10 protein-coding genes are annotated in these 16,350 nt (G+C 61.0%); 8 read left to right on the plus strand and 2 right to left on the minus strand.

The features are described 5' to 3' along the window. Positions 1–113 precede the first annotated feature (113 nt). The gene (locus ACYAR8_RS18985) at positions 114–3,029 is read right to left on the minus strand and encodes a ribonucleoside-diphosphate reductase subunit alpha (RefSeq protein ID WP_108120522.1); all 2,916 of its coding nucleotides are present in this window, start codon (positions 3,027–3,029) and stop codon (positions 114–116) included. A gap of 1,321 nt (positions 3,030–4,350) precedes the next feature. On the opposite strand from ACYAR8_RS18985, the gene ACYAR8_RS18990 reads away from it, so the two are divergent. From ACYAR8_RS18990 to fhuF, 3 genes are read left to right on the plus strand one after another with little or no spacing between them, the layout of a single operon-like run. Further along, complete coding sequence (locus ACYAR8_RS18990; RefSeq protein ID WP_463580745.1) at positions 4,351–5,088, plus strand: response regulator; 738 nt, start codon at positions 4,351–4,353, stop codon at positions 5,086–5,088. A 3-nt stretch (positions 5,089–5,091) separates the two neighbouring features. Beyond that, complete coding sequence (locus ACYAR8_RS18995) at positions 5,092–6,744, plus strand: ATP-binding protein (RefSeq protein WP_463580746.1); 1,653 nt, start codon at positions 5,092–5,094, stop codon at positions 6,742–6,744. Further along, positions 6,702–7,475, plus strand: coding sequence for a siderophore-iron reductase FhuF (fhuF, locus tag ACYAR8_RS19000; protein WP_463580747.1), 774 nt, complete (start codon positions 6,702–6,704; stop codon positions 7,473–7,475). The genes ACYAR8_RS18995 and fhuF overlap by 43 nt, the downstream gene beginning before the upstream one ends. Here fhuF and ACYAR8_RS19005 read toward each other — a convergent pair. Beyond that, complete coding sequence (locus ACYAR8_RS19005) at positions 7,426–8,151, minus strand: 4'-phosphopantetheinyl transferase family protein (RefSeq protein ID WP_463580748.1); 726 nt, start codon at positions 8,149–8,151, stop codon at positions 7,426–7,428. The two genes, fhuF and ACYAR8_RS19005, sit on opposite strands and share 50 nt — an antisense overlap. A gap of 1,103 nt (positions 8,152–9,254) precedes the next feature. On the opposite strand from ACYAR8_RS19005, the gene ACYAR8_RS19010 reads away from it, so the two are divergent. From ACYAR8_RS19010 to ACYAR8_RS19030, 5 genes are all read left to right on the plus strand, one after another. Then, positions 9,255–9,683 (plus strand): hypothetical protein, encoded by a 429-nt coding sequence (locus tag ACYAR8_RS19010; protein ID WP_463580749.1) that lies wholly within the window; start codon positions 9,255–9,257, stop codon positions 9,681–9,683. A 159-nt stretch (positions 9,684–9,842) separates the two neighbouring features. Then, on the plus strand, positions 9,843–10,520 hold the full coding sequence (locus tag ACYAR8_RS19015; RefSeq protein ID WP_074892343.1) for a response regulator transcription factor: 678 nt from the start codon (positions 9,843–9,845) through the stop codon (positions 10,518–10,520). Beyond that, on the plus strand, positions 10,517–11,860 hold the full coding sequence (locus ACYAR8_RS19020) for an ATP-binding protein (protein ID WP_463580750.1): 1,344 nt from the start codon (positions 10,517–10,519) through the stop codon (positions 11,858–11,860). The genes ACYAR8_RS19015 and ACYAR8_RS19020 overlap by 4 nt, the downstream gene beginning before the upstream one ends. A 299-nt stretch (positions 11,861–12,159) precedes the next feature. Then, a complete protein-coding gene (locus ACYAR8_RS19025; RefSeq protein ID WP_192133922.1) occupies positions 12,160–13,497 on the plus strand; it encodes a dicarboxylate/amino acid:cation symporter in 1,338 nt (445 codons plus the stop codon). A 390-nt stretch (positions 13,498–13,887) separates the two neighbouring features. Next, on the plus strand, positions 13,888–16,350 hold a 2,463-nt coding region (locus ACYAR8_RS19030), incomplete at its 3' end, for a DUF6531 domain-containing protein (RefSeq protein ID WP_463580751.1).

Below are 16,350 nucleotides of genomic sequence, written 5' to 3' on the forward strand. Positions count from 1 at the left end.
GGTGTTGCTTGAGCCGCTTCGCGAGCAAGCTCACTCCTACAGGGATCTGTGGTGTGAGCGAGGACTTCGCGGGCAAGCGCGCTCCTACAGGTGGAGGCGCTTGCCAGCGGGTTTTACTGGCAGGCTTCGCAGTCCGGCTCGTCGATCGCGCAGGCTTTTGGCACTGGCGCTGGACCGGCCGGTGCCGCTTCGGCTGGACGCGGGGCGGTGATCGCCGAGTCGTCCGGGCCGTGGCCACCGCTGGAAACGGCGTTCAGCTTGCCGGTGTTGATGGTCGACTTCTCGGTGCTGGTCGCGGCCAGGGCACGGAGGTAGTAAGTGGTTTTCAGACCACGGTACCAGGCCATGCGGTAGGTCACGTCCAGCTTCTTGCCCGATGCGCCGGCGATGTAAAGGTTCAGCGACTGCGCCTGGTCGATCCACTTCTGACGACGGCTGGCCGCGTCAACGATCCACTTGGTGTCCACTTCGAAGGCGGTCGCGTAGAGGTCTTTCAACTCCTGCGGGATGCGCTCGATCTGCTGCACCGAACCGTCGTAGTACTTCAGGTCGTTGATCATGACCGAGTCCCACAGGTCGCGGGCTTTCAGGTCGCGAACCAGGTACGGGTTGATCACGGTGAATTCGCCCGAGAGGTTCGATTTCACGTACAGGTTCTGATAAGTCGGCTCGATCGACTGCGACACGCCGGTGATGTTGGCGATGGTCGCGGTCGGTGCGATGGCCATGATGTTCGAGTTACGAATGCCTTTCTGAACGCGAGCGCGAACTGGCGCCCAGTCCAGGCTTTCTTCCAGGTCGACGTCGATGTACTTCTGGCCACGCTGTTCGATCAGGATCTGTTGCGAATCCAGCGGCAGGATGCCTTTGGACCACAGCGAACCCTGGAACGTCTCGTAGGCACCGCGCTCGTCCGCCAGATCGCAGGAAGCCTGGATCGCGTAGTAGCTGACGGCTTCCATCGAGCGGTCGGCAAATTCCACGGCAGCATCGGAACCGTAAGGAATGTGCTGCAGGTACAGCGCGTCCTGGAAGCCCATGATGCCCAGACCGACCGGACGGTGACGGAAGTTGGAGTTCTTCGCTTGCGGCACCGAGTAGTAGTTGATGTCGATCACGTTATCGAGCATGCGCACGGCAACGTCGATGGTGCGCTTGAGCTTGTCGGTGTCCAGCTTGCCGTCGACGATGTGGTTCGGCAGGTTGATCGAGCCCAGGTTGCAGACCGCGATCTCGTCCTTGTTGGTGTTCAGGGTGATCTCGGTGCACAGGTTCGAGCTGTGGACCACGCCCACGTGCTGCTGTGGCGAACGCAGGTTGCACGGGTCTTTGAACGTCAGCCATGGGTGGCCGGTTTCGAACAGCATGGACAGCATTTTGCGCCACAGGTCTTTGGCCTGAATGGTCTTGAACAGTTTGACCTTGCCTGGGTACTCGGTCAGCGCTTCGTAGTACTCGTAGCGCTCTTCGAAGGCTTTACCGGTCAGGTCGTGCAGATCCGGCACTTCGGACGGCGAGAACAGGGTCCACTTGCCGTCGTCGAAGACACGCTTCATGAACAGGTCAGGAATCCAGTTGGCGGTGTTCATGTCGTGGGTACGACGGCGATCATCACCGGTGTTCTTGCGCAGCTCGATGAACTCTTCGATGTCCATGTGCCAGGTTTCCAGGTACGCACAGACAGCGCCTTTGCGCTTGCCGCCCTGGTTCACTGCAACAGCGGTGTCGTTGACCACTTTCAGGAACGGAACGACGCCCTGGGATTTGCCGTTGGTGCCCTTGATGTAAGAGCCCAGCGCACGAACCGGAGTCCAGTCGTTGCCCAGACCGCCTGCGAATTTGGACAGCATGGCGTTGTCGTGGATGGCGTGGTAAATGCCCGACAGGTCATCCGGAACGGTGGTCAGGTAGCAGCTCGACAGCTGTGGTCGCAGGGTACCGGCGTTGAACAGTGTCGGGGTGGAGGCCATGTAGTCGAAGGACGACAACAGGTTGTAGAACTCGATGGCGCGGTCTTCGCGGGCTTTCTCTTCGATCGCCAGGCCCATGGCCACACGCATGAAGAAGATCTGCGGCAGTTCGAAACGGATACCGTCCTTGTGGATGAAGTAACGGTCGTACAGGGTTTGCAGGCCCAGGTAGGTGAACTGCTGATCACGCTCGTGGTTGATCGCCTTGCCCAGTTTTTCCAGGTCGAATTCGGCCAGCACAGGGTTCAGCAGTTCGAACTGGATGCCTTTCTCGATGTAAGCCGGCAGTGCCTTGGCATACATGTCGACCATTTCGTGGTGGGTGGCGCTTTCGGCGACACCGAGGAAACCCAGGCCTTCGGCACGCAGGGTGTCCATCAGCAGGCGGGCGGTGACGAACGAGTAGTTCGGCTCACGCTCAACCAGGGTGCGGGCGGTCATGACCAGTGCGGTGTTGACGTCGGTCAGCGCAACGCCGTCGTACAGGTTCTTCAGGGTTTCGCTCTGGATCAGGTCGGCATCGACCTCGGCCAGGCCTTCGCACGCTTCGGTGACGATGGTGTTCAGGCGGCCCATGTCCAGCGGCGCGAGGCTGCCGTCTTTGGCGGTGATGCGAATCGACGGGTGCGCCTGCACCGGGGTTTCGCCAGCGGTGCGACCGGCACGCTCCTTGGAGCGCTCGTTGCGGTAGATCACGTAGTCGCGGGCGACTTTCTGCTCGCCGGCGCGCATCAGCGCCAGTTCGACCTGATCCTGGATTTCTTCGATGTGGATGGTGCCACCCGACGGCATGCGGCGCTTGAAGGTCGCGGAGACCTGTTCGGTCAGGCGCGCAACGGTGTCGTGGATACGCGACGAAGCGGCAGCGCTGCCGCCTTCAACTGCGAGAAAGGCCTTGGTGATGGCGACGGTGATCTTGTCATCGGTGTACGCAACGACGGTGCCGTTACGCTTGATCACACGCAGCTGACCCGGAGCGGTGGCGGACAGGTCCTGCTGGGTCGCACCTGTCTGCGGCGCGGTGGCCTGCGGATTCTCGCGAGTTGTGTCTGTTTGCATGGGTGTCTCCACGTTCTTTAAGTTTGTTTGGGCGCAAAATGCGCGCCCACCGTTTCGTCTTGCGGCAGTGGACTGACAAACGTCAGGCCATGACTTCAGGACGAATGGGAAGGTGGATTTACCCTCCCTGGCGTTGAAGTCGAAAAGGGTGCCGGACCTGAGTCCGTCACCCTGAAAACTGTTGCAGAATGCGCGTGTGATGTTGCAACACGTGTGCCGCTGCGCGCAGATCCCAAGGCTGGGTGGTCTGCCATTCGCGCGGGCGGGATAAAGCGGTAGATTCGGGGGTTATTCAGCCCTTCGTACACACGTCATGCGCGAGAAAAAAACCTTGAAATCGCGACATAAGTTGTGTTTGGGATTTAGACAAAAACCCTACATGTAGGGTCTGTGCCGTCGAAGGGCTACAAGATATGCGTTTCGGACACTTACTGCAACGCATGACCTGTGGATAAAGCTGTGTGTAATTTGTGTGTGAAACGGCGAAATCCCGTGTAGGCCGCATGGCGTCTGGGATGGGCCGCTGGTCACTGTTTTTTCATCGCGGAAAACGCCGGTGAAAAACAATTGCCCGGTTTTTTGAGGGCGCGAACGCTATCACAAAAAACGTATTTGGCAAGGGCGATTCTGGAGTGGATCTGCGTTGGCTGAGGTTTCCGGGGCAGGCATGGATCTGTGGGGGGCGGCTTGCTGGGGAATGCGGTGGGTCAGGTGGAATGGTCGGCACAGGCAGATCGCATTCGCGGGCAAGCGCGCTCCTACAGTTGATCTGGGTTGGCGGAGATTGCAGATCCGTGGGAGCCGGCTTGCTCGGGAATGCGGTGGGTCAGGTGGAATGGGCGGCACAGACAGATCGCATTCGCGGGCAAGCGCGCTCCTACAGTTGATCTGGGTTGGCGGAGATTTCGGCGTCAGGCGCAGGATCTGTGGGGGTCGGCTTGGTGGCGAAGGCGGTGGGTCAGGTGGAATGGGCGGCACAGGCAGATCGCATTCGCGGGCAAGCGCGCTCCTACAGTGGATCAGCGTTGGCTGAGGTTTCGGCGTCAGGTGCAGGATCTGTAGGGGCGGCTTGCTGGGGAATGCGCTGGGTCAGGTGGAATGGGTGGCACAGGCAGGTCGCATTCGCGGGCAAGCGCGCTCCTACAGTTGATCTGGGTTGGCGGCGATTGCAGATCTGTGGGAGCCGGCTTGCTGGCGAATGCGTTGTGTCTGCCACCCGATTTGCCCATGATCGGGCGCATCGCGGGGAATCGCTGCCCGCACCTTCCAAAATCGCGAATGTAAAGCCGGCTATTAATAAGAAAAAACAAGGAGCCTCACCGTGCAGCCACAACCCTGGCAGGTGCTGATCGTCGAGGATGACCAGCGGCTGGCCGAACTCACCCGGGACTACCTCGAAAACAACGGCCTGCGCGTGAGCCTCGAAGGGGACGGCGCGCGGGCGGCCCGGCGCATCATCGACGAGCAGCCGGATCTGGTGATCCTCGACCTCATGCTGCCCGGCGAAGACGGCCTGAGCATCTGCCGCAAGGTGCGCAGCCACTACGACGGGCCGATCCTGATGCTCACCGCGCGCACCGACGACAGCGATCAGATTCAGGGGCTGGACATGGGCGCCGACGATTATGTTGGCAAACCGGTGCACCCCCGTGTGCTGCTCGCGCGCATCCATGCGCTGTTACGGCGCAGCGAAACCCTCGAAAGCCCTGTCCAGGCACAGCACCGTCTGGAATTCGGCGCGCTGGTGGTGGACAACACCCTGCGCGAAGCCTGGCTCAACGACCAGAGCGTCGAACTGACCAGCGCCGAATTCGACCTGTTGTGGCTGTTGGTCGCCAACGCCGGGCGCATTCTCTCTCGCGAAGAGATCTTCACGGCCCTGCGCGGCGTCGGCTATGACGGCCAGGACCGCTCCATTGATGTGCGCATCTCGAAAATCCGCCCGCGTATCGGTGACGACCCCGATCACCCGCGCCTGATCAAGACCGTGCGCAACAAGGGTTACCTGTTCGTGCCCCACGCCGCCGCGCAACTGCCTTCCCTCAAGCGCGACGGCTGACCGATGAATTCCATCTTCCTGCGCATCTATGGCGGCATGCTCGGCGTTCTGGTGCTGGTGGCATTGCTCGGCGTGCTGACCCTGCATCTGGTCAACGCCGTGCGCGCCGATCACTACCGCGAGCAATTGGCCCACGGCACCTTCACGCTGATGGCCGACAATCTGCGCGGCATGAATGACATTGAGCGCACCCGAGCTCTCGCCGTGTGGGAACGCCTGCTGGGCATTCCGCTGGCACTGGAGACCGCCGAGCACGCGCATCTCGAAGGCAGCGCCCGTAGCCGGTTGAGTCGCGGGCAGGTGGTGGTCGAGCAGACCGGGCCCCATGCCGCGCAGGTCTTTCGGGAGGTCGAGCCAGCGCTGTCGGGCAATCCGTCCAGCGGTTTGCTCCTGACCGGCGAGGTGCGGCAGATCAGTGAGCAACTGGCCCGCGCGACGATCTTTCTGTTGCTCGACGAACTGGTGCGTCTGCCCGTCGATGAGCAGCCGGCGCGGCTGGAAACGTTGCGCCAGAGCAAGGGGTTCGGCTTCGACATGCGGCTGATCCGGCTGGAGAAGCTGGATGTCGACGATGACCAGCGTCGACGCATCGACGAGGGCGACACGGTGATGGCACTGGGCAAGGGCGGCGACTCGATCCGCGTGCTGTCCGGCGTCGGTGAAACCCCGTGGGTGCTGGAGATCGGTCCGCTGTTCCAGATGAACCCCTATCCGCCGGAGTTGCTGATCCTGATCACGTTTCTTGGCCTGTGCCTGATCGGGCTGGTGGTGTACTTGCTGGTGCGTCGGCTCGAGCACCGGCTGCGCGGGCTGGAAGCGGCGGCCACGCAGATCGCCCAGGGCAGCCTGGAAACTCGCGTTCCTGTAGCAAGTGCGGGGGCGGGCGCGGACTCGGTCGGGCGGCTGGCGTCCGCATTCAACGGCATGGCCGAGCACCTGCAGCGCTCGCTGATGATCCAGCGCGAACTGGTCCGCGCCGTGTCCCACGAGCTGCGCACGCCAGTGGCGCGGCTGCGTTTCGGGCTGGAAATGATCAACGACGCCACGACCCCGGAAGCGCGGCATAAATACATGGTGGGCATGGACAGCGATATTCAGGACCTCGACAAGCTGGTCGACGAGATGCTCACCTACGCGCGCCTGGAGCAGGGCGCGCCGACCCTGAATTTCCAGCGCATCGACCTGGACGCCCTGATCGAGCAGGTGATTGCCGAACTGGCGCCGCTGCGGCCGAATATCAGTGTCAGGCTCGGCGAGTGCGTCGATGCGCTCAACCGTGTCGGATCAGGGGAAGAGCATTGGGTCGAGGCCGAACCGCGTTACTTGCATCGCGCGTTGCAGAATCTGGTGAGCAACGCCATGCGCCACGCCGAGTCTGAGGTGCGCATCGGCTATCAGCTGAGTGAAGAGCGCTGTCGCATCGACGTCGAAGATAACGGCCCCGGCGTACCGGAAAGTGCCTGGGAGCGGATCTTCACGCCGTTCATGCGCCTGGACGACAGCCGCACTCGGGCGTCGGGCGGGCATGGGTTGGGGTTGTCGATCGTGCGTCGCATAATCCACTGGCATGGCGGCCGTGCGCTGATCGGGCGCAGCCAGACCCTCGGCGGCGCGTGTTTCAGCCTGGCCTGGCCGCGTCAGCAGGGGGACGCTTGATGTTCGACGGTGCCTTGGCCGGGTTTGCCCGCACGGTGGTGGTCGATGAAAAGCGGCCTGTGTGTCGTTTGACCGAGCTGTTGCGGGATGAGGTTCTGGATCGGTTGCTGCTGAAGGTGTATGGGCCGGACTTGGTGAGAGATCAGTTGCCGGTGCTGGTCTCGCAATGGATGAAGTACTACGCCATGCAGCTGATTCCACCCGTGGTGGTGGCGAGTCTGGTCCATGGGCTGGGGTGGCCGCTGGGGCTTGACCGGCTGAGTTTCGCCCTGCACGAACGGGGATTTCTGGATGGGGTGCGGTTTGACGGGGCTGTTACGCAGGTGGCGGTTTCGGATGACCCGTTCGAGCGGTTTGCGCCGCTGCTGGAGAATTTGCAGCAGGTGATCGACCGCTTGAGTGATTACGGCGATGTGCCGGCGGCCGTGCTGTGGGGCAACGCCGGGGATTATCTGGAGACCTGCTTGCGGCAGCTGTCCGCGGCGAGCGACGTTTCCGTTGTTGCGGGGTATGGTTTGTTGCGGGAAAGGATGACGCCGGATGGGCTGCGCAATCCGCTGTTCCAGTCCGTTAGCTATATAGAGAAGGATGGGCAGACGGTTCGGCAGCGGCGCACATGCTGCCTAAGTCATCGGGTTGAATGGGTGGGGCGATGTGAGCATTGTCCGTTGGGCGCGGCCGTCAGCCCCGAATCGCCACCAGACTCAACAGCTGCCCGTCCTGCACGCTGAACTGCGCGTCCAGCTCCTTGCCGTTGTGCCATTCCTCCGAAAGATCGATTTTCAGCCGCAGCCGCGCGGTGCCGTCGTCTGACCATTCCAGCAGTTCGGCGTCCTCGAAATAAAAGCGCTTGAGCACGATGGGGTAGAGCGCCTTGAACAGGCTTTCTTTGAGGGAAAAGGTCAGGGTGACGACCTTGGCTGTTTCGTGCTCGGGCCCGGCGTTCAGTCGCTGCATTTCCGCCGGAGTCAGAATCTCACCGGCCAGGCGCACGGCGCGCTCGTTGCTCATCAACTGTTCGACGTCCAGGCCCAATCCGCGCCAGTCCGTTTTGCGCGCAACGATGGCGGCGGCCCAGCCGGTGCTGTGGGTGATCGAGCCGGTCAGGTCCTGCGGCCAGATAGGCGCGCGGTCTTCGCCGATGAGGGGGGCGTGGACGCGGCCGTCCAACCGGCGCATCGCCTCACGGGCGCACAAACGACCGGCAAGAAACTCCGTCTGCCGCTTGGCGACCGACCGCTGAATGGAGGCGGGCGGCTCGATGAGACAGCGCTGAAAATCACCGTCGACGAGCTTTTGCGGATCAAACCGACTGCTCACCAACACCACATCCGCCAGCCCGTGGGGCAACGGCCAGTGAGCGGTCAGGGCAGGGCAACAGTCGGGGAGTGTCAGGGATCGAGTCATGCCCGGCATTCTGCCGGAACCGCCGCGTCGTGCGCAAAACCGGTTTGCCGCCGAACGCAAAAGCGTAGGACCCGCAACACCGGTTTGTGGCGAACGCAAATCCACGGCCAGCGCACAACCTGTAGGAGCGCGCTTGCCCGCGAATGCGGTGTGTCAGGCGACATTGATGGCACAGGCAGACCGCCTTCGCGAGCAAGCTCACTCCTACAGTGGATCGGCGTTGGCCGGGAGTTCGGCGTCATGCAGAGAACCTGTGGGAGCCGGCTTGCTGGCGAATGCGGCGGGTCAGGCGACATTGACGGCACAGGCAGACCGCCTTCGCGGGCAAGCGCGCTCCTACAGTAGAGCTGCGTCGGAGCAGGAAATCGCGGTTGCGGGCAAAACGATGGGCGGCGAACGCAAAAGCCAACGGCTGAGCAAAACCTGTGGGAGCCGGCTTGCTGGCGAATGCGGCGGGTCAGGCGATATTGATGGCACAGGCAGACCGCCTTCGCGGGCCAGCGCGCTCCTACAGTAGAGCTGCGTCGGATCAGGAAATCTCGGTTGCGGGCAAATCGATTGGCGGCGAACGCAAAAGCCAACGGCTGAGCAGAACCTGTGGGAGCCTGCTTGCTGGCGAATGCGGCGGGTCAGGCGATATTGATGGCACAGGCAGACCGCTTTCGCGAGCAAGCTCACTCCTACATTGATCTTCGTCCGGCTCGGAATCTGCGCACGGTCGGGCACGGCTTTTGGTCTGCGCTGAATGCTTTGGACGCCGCGGAACCTGTAGGAGTGAGCTTGCTCGCGATCTGGCGCGCAGCGCCAGTAAATCGGTGCATGAGGTGTGTCAGGCATTACCAGGGCGTCAAGTTTCACGACTGCTGCGCAGCCGATCGCGGGACAAGCCACGCTCCTACAGTGGATCGGCGTCGGAGCAGGAAATCTCGGTTGCGGGCAAATCGATGGGCGGCGAACGCAAAATCCAACGGCTGAGCAGAATCTGTGGGAGTCAGCTTGCTGACGAATGCGGTGGGTCGGGATATGTTCAGGAGGGGTTCAGCGCTGGCTGGGTATGCTCCAAACCGTACCCAACAAGGCGCCTGGCGCCGGAGGACCTGCTCATGCTGACGTTCAACAAGCTCTTTCTGGCGCTGGCGTTCCTTGGCAGCAGCGCGGCGGCGCAAGCGGCTGATGGCAACGCGGATGTATCTCGCACCGATTTCGGCAAGAACACCGAACGCGCCGACCGCATCAACGGCCTGCGCCGCAGCCTTGCCAGCAGCACTGAAGTCGGCAGTTGGAGCCAGACGTTCAGCCAGCAGCCTGTGGATCATCCCTACGCCGCCGGCTATGGAAATCTTACCGCCCGCGTCAACGGTGTGAGCGTGCAAACGGGCAATCTTCCGGCCGCTTACATCGCGCAAATGTCCGTGCAGAGTCCGACTAGACTGTTCGAAACCGGCGCACCGGTCCGCACACTGCAGCAGCCACCCTCGCTAAGCTTGAGCGAGAGTCAGAGCACCTGGTTACCCGTCCACCACGTTTTATAAGCCGCCAGCCTGTTTTTCGCGGTGTCTTGATTGCACAATCGCTGCCGGGCTCGTCACACTGCACGCGCTCGGCAGCGTCGTTGAGAACTCTTGAAACGAGAGACTCTTTAAGCAAGAGAATCATGAAACAAGGGGTATGCCTTTGCCTGGGAGAGCGTCATGAAATTGCTGGTTGTCGAAGATGAAGCCCTGCTGCGTCACCACCTGCAGACCCGCCTGACCGAAAGCGGTCACGTCGTCGAAGCGGTGGGTAACGCCGAGGAAGCGCTGTATCAGGCGGGCCAGTTCAACCACGACCTGGCGGTCATCGACCTGGGCCTGCCGGGCGTGGGCGGTCTCGACCTGATCCGTCAGCTGCGGGTGCAGAACAAGGCGTTCCCGATCCTCATCCTGACCGCGCGCGGCAACTGGCAGGACAAAGTCGAAGGCCTCGCTGCCGGCGCCGACGACTACGTGGTCAAGCCGTTCCAGTTCGAAGAACTCGAAGCGCGCCTCAACGCCCTGCTGCGCCGCTCCAGCGGTTTCACCCACTCGACCATCATCGCCGGCCCGCTGAGCCTGGACCTCAACCGCAAGCAGGCGTCCCTGGACGAACAACCGCTGGCGCTGACCGCCTACGAATACCGGATTCTCGAATACCTCATGCGCCATCACCAGCAAGTGGTCCCCAAGGAGCGCTTGATGGAACAGCTGTACCCCGATGACGACGAGCGCGATCCGAACGTGATCGAAGTGCTGGTCGGTCGTCTGCGGCGCAAGCTGGAAGGGCCCGCCGGCTTCAAACCGATCGACACCGTGCGCGGTCTGGGCTACCTGTTCACCGAGCGCTGTACATGATTCGTTCGCTGCGCCTGCGTCTGATGCTGGGCGCCGCGACGTTGGCCGTCATCTTCATGCTGCTGATGCTGCCGGCGCTGCAAAGCGCTTTCAGCCTGGCGCTGGAAAGCTCCATCGAAAAACGCCTGGCGTCGGACGTCACCACGCTGATCTCTGCCGCCCGCGTCGAAGACGACCACCTGCTGATGCCGTCGTTATTGCCCGGCGAGCAATTCGCCCTGCCCGACAGCCGCTTGCTCGGCTACATCTATAACCGCGCCGGCAAACTGGTGTGGCGCTCTCGGGCCGCCGAAGACCAAGCCATCGACTACCAGCCCCGGTACGACGGCCGCGGCAACGAATTCGCCAAGATCCGTCAACCCAACGGCGAAGAGTTCTTCGTTTATGACGTCGAAATCAAACTGCTCGGCGGGCGCAACGCCGCCTTCAGCATCGTCGCCCTGCAACCGGTACGCGAATACCAGGAAACCATCTCCGGCCTGCGTCAGAAACTCTATCTGGGCTTCGGCGGCGCACTGCTGGTCCTGCTGATTCTGTTGTGGGGCGGGCTGACCTGGGGCCTGCGCGCGCTGCGGGGCATGAGTCAGGAACTCGATCAGGTCGAAGCCGGCTCGCGGGAAAGCCTCAGCGAAGAACATCCCAGCGAACTGCTGCGCCTGACCGACTCGCTCAACCGCCTGTTGCGCAGCGAACGGGAGCAACGCATTCGGTACCGCGATTCCCTTGACGATCTCGCCCACAGCCTGAAGACCCCGCTCGCCGTGTTGCAGGGCGTCAGCGAACAGTTTGCCAAACGGCCGGAAGACCTGGAGCAGGCGCGGATTCTGCAATCGCAGATCGAGCGCATGAGCCAGCAGATCAGCTATCAATTGCAGCGCGCCAGCCTGCGCAAGAGCGGGCTGGTGCGTTATCACGTGGCCCTGAGGCCGGTGGTGCAAAGCCTGTGCAATACGCTGGAAAAGGTCTACCGCGACAAGCGCGTCAACGTGGTCCTCGACCTGCCGGACAACGGCCAGGTGCAAATGGAAGAGGGCGCCTTGCTGGAAATGCTCGGCAACCTGCTGGAAAACGCCTATCGCCTTTGCCTCGGCGAAGTGCGCGTGAGCTGGCGCTCATCAATGATGGGCGACGAGCTGTGCATTGAAGACGACGGCCCCGGCGTTCCGGAAAACCAGCGCGCCCGGATTCTCGAACGCGGCGAACGGCTGGACACGCAAAACCCGGGTCAGGGCATTGGCCTCGCAGTGGTCAAGGACATCATCGAAAGCTACGGCGCGCAGCTCACTCTGGGGGATTCGGAACTGGGTGGCGCGGCCTTCCGCATTCAGTTCGCCCTCTAACCTAAAGCTGTTCGCACGCCTTTGGAGGCGGATACCCGCCAGTGTGGCGAGCGATTTGCCGCGAAACGGCGGAAAACCGCCACCCCTTTCCGGTCAGCGAATCTCCCGTTTGCCAGTTGGCTCGCGCAAACCGGGCCTCTCCCGCGACTTATCAACACTGGCACGGTGCTTGCGATGCACTGAGCAGAGGTCTGCCGCGCGCAGCTCGACAAAAACAAATCCCTCCCAGCAGGAGGGTTCGCACTTTAGGCGTCTCTGCAACCGGAATGCTGCAGCTCGATGCTCTTGAGGAAACTGCAATGACGACTCGTCAGCCCATCTATAAATCCCTGTACGCCCAGGTGATCGTCGCGATCATCGTCGGTATCGCGCTTGGTCACTGGTACCCCGAAACTGCCGTAACGCTCAAACCGCTGGGTGACGGTTTCATCAAACTGATCAAAATGGTCATTGCACCGATCATCTTCTGCACCGTCGTCAGCGGCATCGCTGGCATGCAGAGCATGAAATCCGTGGGCAAGACCGGCGGCTACGCGCTGCTGTACTTCGAAATCGTCTCGACCATCTCGCTGATCATCGGCCTGATCGTGGTCAACGTCGTCCAGCCGGGCGCCGGCATGAACATCGACGTGTCCACCCTCGACGCCTCCAAAGTCGCGGCCTACGTGACCGCCGGTAAAGACCAGAGCATCGTCGGTTTCATCCTCAACGTTATCCCGAACACCATCGTCGGCGCGTTCGCCAACGGCGACATCCTGCAAGTGCTGATGTTCTCGGTGATCTTCGGTTTCGCCCTGCATCGCCTGGGCGCTTACGGCAAGCCGATCCTGGACTTCATCGATCGCTTCGCCCACGTCATGTTCAACATCATCAACATGATCATGAAGCTCGCCCCGATCGGCGCGCTCGGCGCCATGGCGTTCACCATCGGCGCTTACGGTGTCAGCTCGCTGGTGCAGTTGGGTCAGCTGATGCTGTGCTTCTACATCACTTGCCTGCTGTTCGTGCTGCTGGTGCTGGGCTCCATCGCAAAAGCTCACGGCTTCAGCATCCTCAAGCTGATCAAGTACATCCGTGAAGAGCTGCTGATCGTGCTGGGTACCTCGTCGTCCGAGTCGGCGCTGCCACGCATGCTGATCAAGATGGAGCGTCTGGGCGCGAAGAAATCCGTCGTCGGTCTGGTGATCCCGACCGGTTACTCGTTCAACCTCGACGGTACCTCGATCTACCTGACCATGGCCGCGGTGTTCATCGCTCAGGCCACCAACACCCACATGGACATCACCCATCAGGTCACCCTGTTGCTGGTGCTGCTGCTGTCGTCCAAAGGTGCGGCAGGCGTGACCGGTTCGGGCTTCATCGTGCTGGCCGCGACACTGTCCGCGGTGGGCCACCTGCCTGTGGCTGGTCTGGCGCTGATTCTGGGCATCGACCGCTTCATGTCCGAAGCCCGCGCCCTGACCAACCTGTGCGGCAACGCTGTGGCAACCCTGGTTGTTGCCAAGTGGGTCGGCGAGCTGGACGTTCCGCAGATGCAGGCCGAGCTGGCATCTGGCGGTCGTGCCATCGACAACACCGCGCCAACCGACGACCTGGGTGTGGCCGAAACCGCGCCTACTCCTGTTGTGCGTTCGTAAGCTGCATTAGCGGTAAGAGTTGGTGAAAAAGCCTGTCTTCGGACAGGCTTTTTTTATGCCTATTGTCCTCGCCTTCACCGCGACCGGCGCTACACCGACTGCGCAAGAAGTTGCGCACTCCTTTAGTGAAAATGGGGGGGTAAATGCTCTGCAGGCCACGTCGTTTGTGGTCTGCAGACGAGTGCGCAAGAAGTTGCGCAGGGGTGGGCAACTTCTTGCGCACTTTTTAGAGGGTATCGGGTTTGGCGTTCGCTAAAACTTGATGTTTTACTTCTTAAGTTATTGATTTTTATTGGCTAATTCGTAGCTGGCATAGCTCTTGATATCTCCGTGGCCCCCGGACAGGCATCCACGCCGCTCCGGATGGCTTTTTGAGCACGGAGAGCATCCTTGGTAAACCCTGCAGTGACGTCTGGCGGCGACGAAAAACGTGAACCTCAAGTGGCGGTTGTTCCGCTTGATCTGATTCAGGTCGAAGACGTTGGTCTTGGCGCGGCCAATTTCGATGCCTGGTTGCAGGAGATCAGCGGCGGGGTCGTCACCCTTGAGCGGATCAAGACGTTCGCCGGCGGGCTGCCCGTGGTCGGCAACATCATGGCGCTGGTCGATGCGCTGAATGACATCGTTCGGCTGGCGACCAGTGAGAAACGTGATCCGCTGGATTGGGTCAGTCTGGGCATCAATCTGATCGGGATGGTGCCGTTTCCCCCGGGCATGGCGGCGGCGCGGATGAGCCTGCGGCCGATGCTGTTCCTGGTCCGTCAGGAAATGCGGCAGGCGGGGAAGATGGTGCTGGGGGATGCGCTGATCGAGATTCTGATCGGGCACCTGAATGCCACCATTGTCGGGACGCTTGATGATTTTGTGAGCCAGGCGCAGACCAAGCTCCCCGGGATTCTTGAAGATGCGGGAGCGCTGGGCGAAGGCGTCTTGTTTCAGATTGCCGAAGGCCTGGAGAGCCTGGTCGACCCGAAGCTGAACGCCAAGGCTGATTTGCTTGAGGCACAGCAGTGGGTCCATGCCGCTGGGGATCTCTGGGCCTACGATCCCAAGGCTGCAATTGGCAATATCTTTGCGGCGGCGGCGGAGGTTTGCGCTGCGGCGGGCAAGGGCGCGGTGAATGGCGCTGCTGAATACCTTGTGCCTGAAGCGGTTAAAGAAGAGGTGGTCAGGCAGGCCAAATTATTGCGTGACCTGGCGCCTCAGCTTCGGACGCAGATTACGGGGCTGGCTGATCCGAGCGGGCAGCATTCCATCGCTGCGTTGCTGGTTACCTTGGAAGGTGCGGTCGTCAGTTGGCGTGCGCGTAATGGGCACGGGCAGGCTTTCAACATCAAGCCTGGGGTGACTAATCAGGCCAAGCGCCGGGGTAGCGAAGGCAAACTTGAAGTTGTTCAGCGTGAGAAGCCGGCGAAGGGTCGGCCTAACGAACAGAAAAATTGCGCTTGTGCGTCAACAACCAGAAGCATCAGTTTTGCGATGGGTACTGAGTCGGTCAGTCATACCGACTTCAGTCTACCGGGGCCGTTTCCGGTTGAGTGGACCCGGACTTATTGCTCGAGTCTGGATGCGTTCGATGAGGATGTTATCGGCGCACGCTGGATTACGCCGTTTACCACGCGGTTTGATCTCGTCGGCGATGGTCTGGTGTTTCATGACTCCGATGGTCGTAGCCATCAATTTCCTCTGCCCAAGGTCAAGCTCTTTCACTTTAATGCCATTGAAAATCTGACCGTCGTTCGCCTCAGCAAGGATCGGCTGTTGCTGATGCGTGGGCTTGAGCACAGGGAAACCTATGTTCGGCGGGGCAAGCGCTTTGTTCTCATCAACAAGATGCTGCCCAACGGCGCTGGGGTGATGCTGCATTACGAGCATCGGCATGATGAGCGTTTGTTGCTCTCCGAATTGGTGACTTACTCGGAGAAGGATCTCAGCAAAGTCCATCTTCGCCTGGGCACTTTGATTGACGATCACGGACGGTTGACGGGGCTTTGGGAAGTTCGTGACGGCAAGGTTAAACGCCAACTGTGTGCCTATCAATACGATGATTGTGGTGACCTTGTTCTGGCGCAGGATGAGAATGGCGCCGCATGGCGTTATCAGTATCAAAACCATCTGATCACCCGCTACACCGACCGCACTAATCGCGGTTTGAACCTGCAATGGTCAGGCACCGGCCCCGACGCAAAAGCCATTCGCGAATGGGCTGACGACGGCAGTTTCGACACGCGATTGGCATGGGACGAAAACATTCGTCTCACCTATGTCACCGATGCGCTCGGTCATGAAACCCGGCACTACTACGACAGCCTCGGTTACACCTACCGCATTTGCCACGCCGATGGGCGATCGGAGTGGTTCTTCCGCGACGCCCCCAAGAACATCATCCGCCACGTCCACACCGACGGCAGCACCGACCGGTATCGCTACGACAAGCTCAGCAATCTGACCGAACACACCCGCGCTGATCACAGCGTGATGAACTACGCGTATGACAATAAAAGCCACCTGATCAAGATCAGCGATGGCGAAGGCGGGTTGTGGAAACGGGATTACGACTTTCGTGGAAATCTGATCGAGGCGATCGACCCGCTAGAGAACGTTACCGAATACGCCTACAACAAATTCGGCCTTCCTACCGCGATCAAGGACGCCAACGGGAATACCAAGAAACTTGAGTACAACGCTGCGGGCCAGTTGCTGAAGTACATCGACTGCTCGGGCAAGGTCAGCGCGTGGGAATACGACGAACGCGGCCAGATGGTTCGCTTCACCGATCCGGCCGGGCACAGCACCACGTATGAATACAAAGCCGGTCAGCTTGTCCTGATCAAGCACCCGGACAAAACCGAA

Source organism: Pseudomonas sp. HP_01 (assembly GCF_055284355.1).

Coding starts and splice junctions, on each gene's coding strand:
- ACYAR8_RS18985 (WP_108120522.1), bottom strand. CDS start 3,029: ATGCAAACAGACACAACTCGCGAGAATCCGCAGGCCACCGCGCCGCAG.
- ACYAR8_RS18995 (WP_463580746.1), top strand. CDS start 5,092: ATGAATTCCATCTTCCTGCGCATCTATGGCGGCATGCTCGGCGTTCTG.
- ACYAR8_RS19015 (WP_074892343.1), top strand. CDS start 9,843: ATGAAATTGCTGGTTGTCGAAGATGAAGCCCTGCTGCGTCACCACCTG.
- ACYAR8_RS19020 (WP_463580750.1), top strand. CDS start 10,517: ATGATTCGTTCGCTGCGCCTGCGTCTGATGCTGGGCGCCGCGACGTTG.
- ACYAR8_RS19005 (WP_463580748.1), bottom strand. CDS start 8,151: ATGACTCGATCCCTGACACTCCCCGACTGTTGCCCTGCCCTGACCGCT.
- ACYAR8_RS19025 (WP_192133922.1), top strand. CDS start 12,160: ATGACGACTCGTCAGCCCATCTATAAATCCCTGTACGCCCAGGTGATC.
- ACYAR8_RS19010 (WP_463580749.1), top strand. CDS start 9,255: ATGCTGACGTTCAACAAGCTCTTTCTGGCGCTGGCGTTCCTTGGCAGC.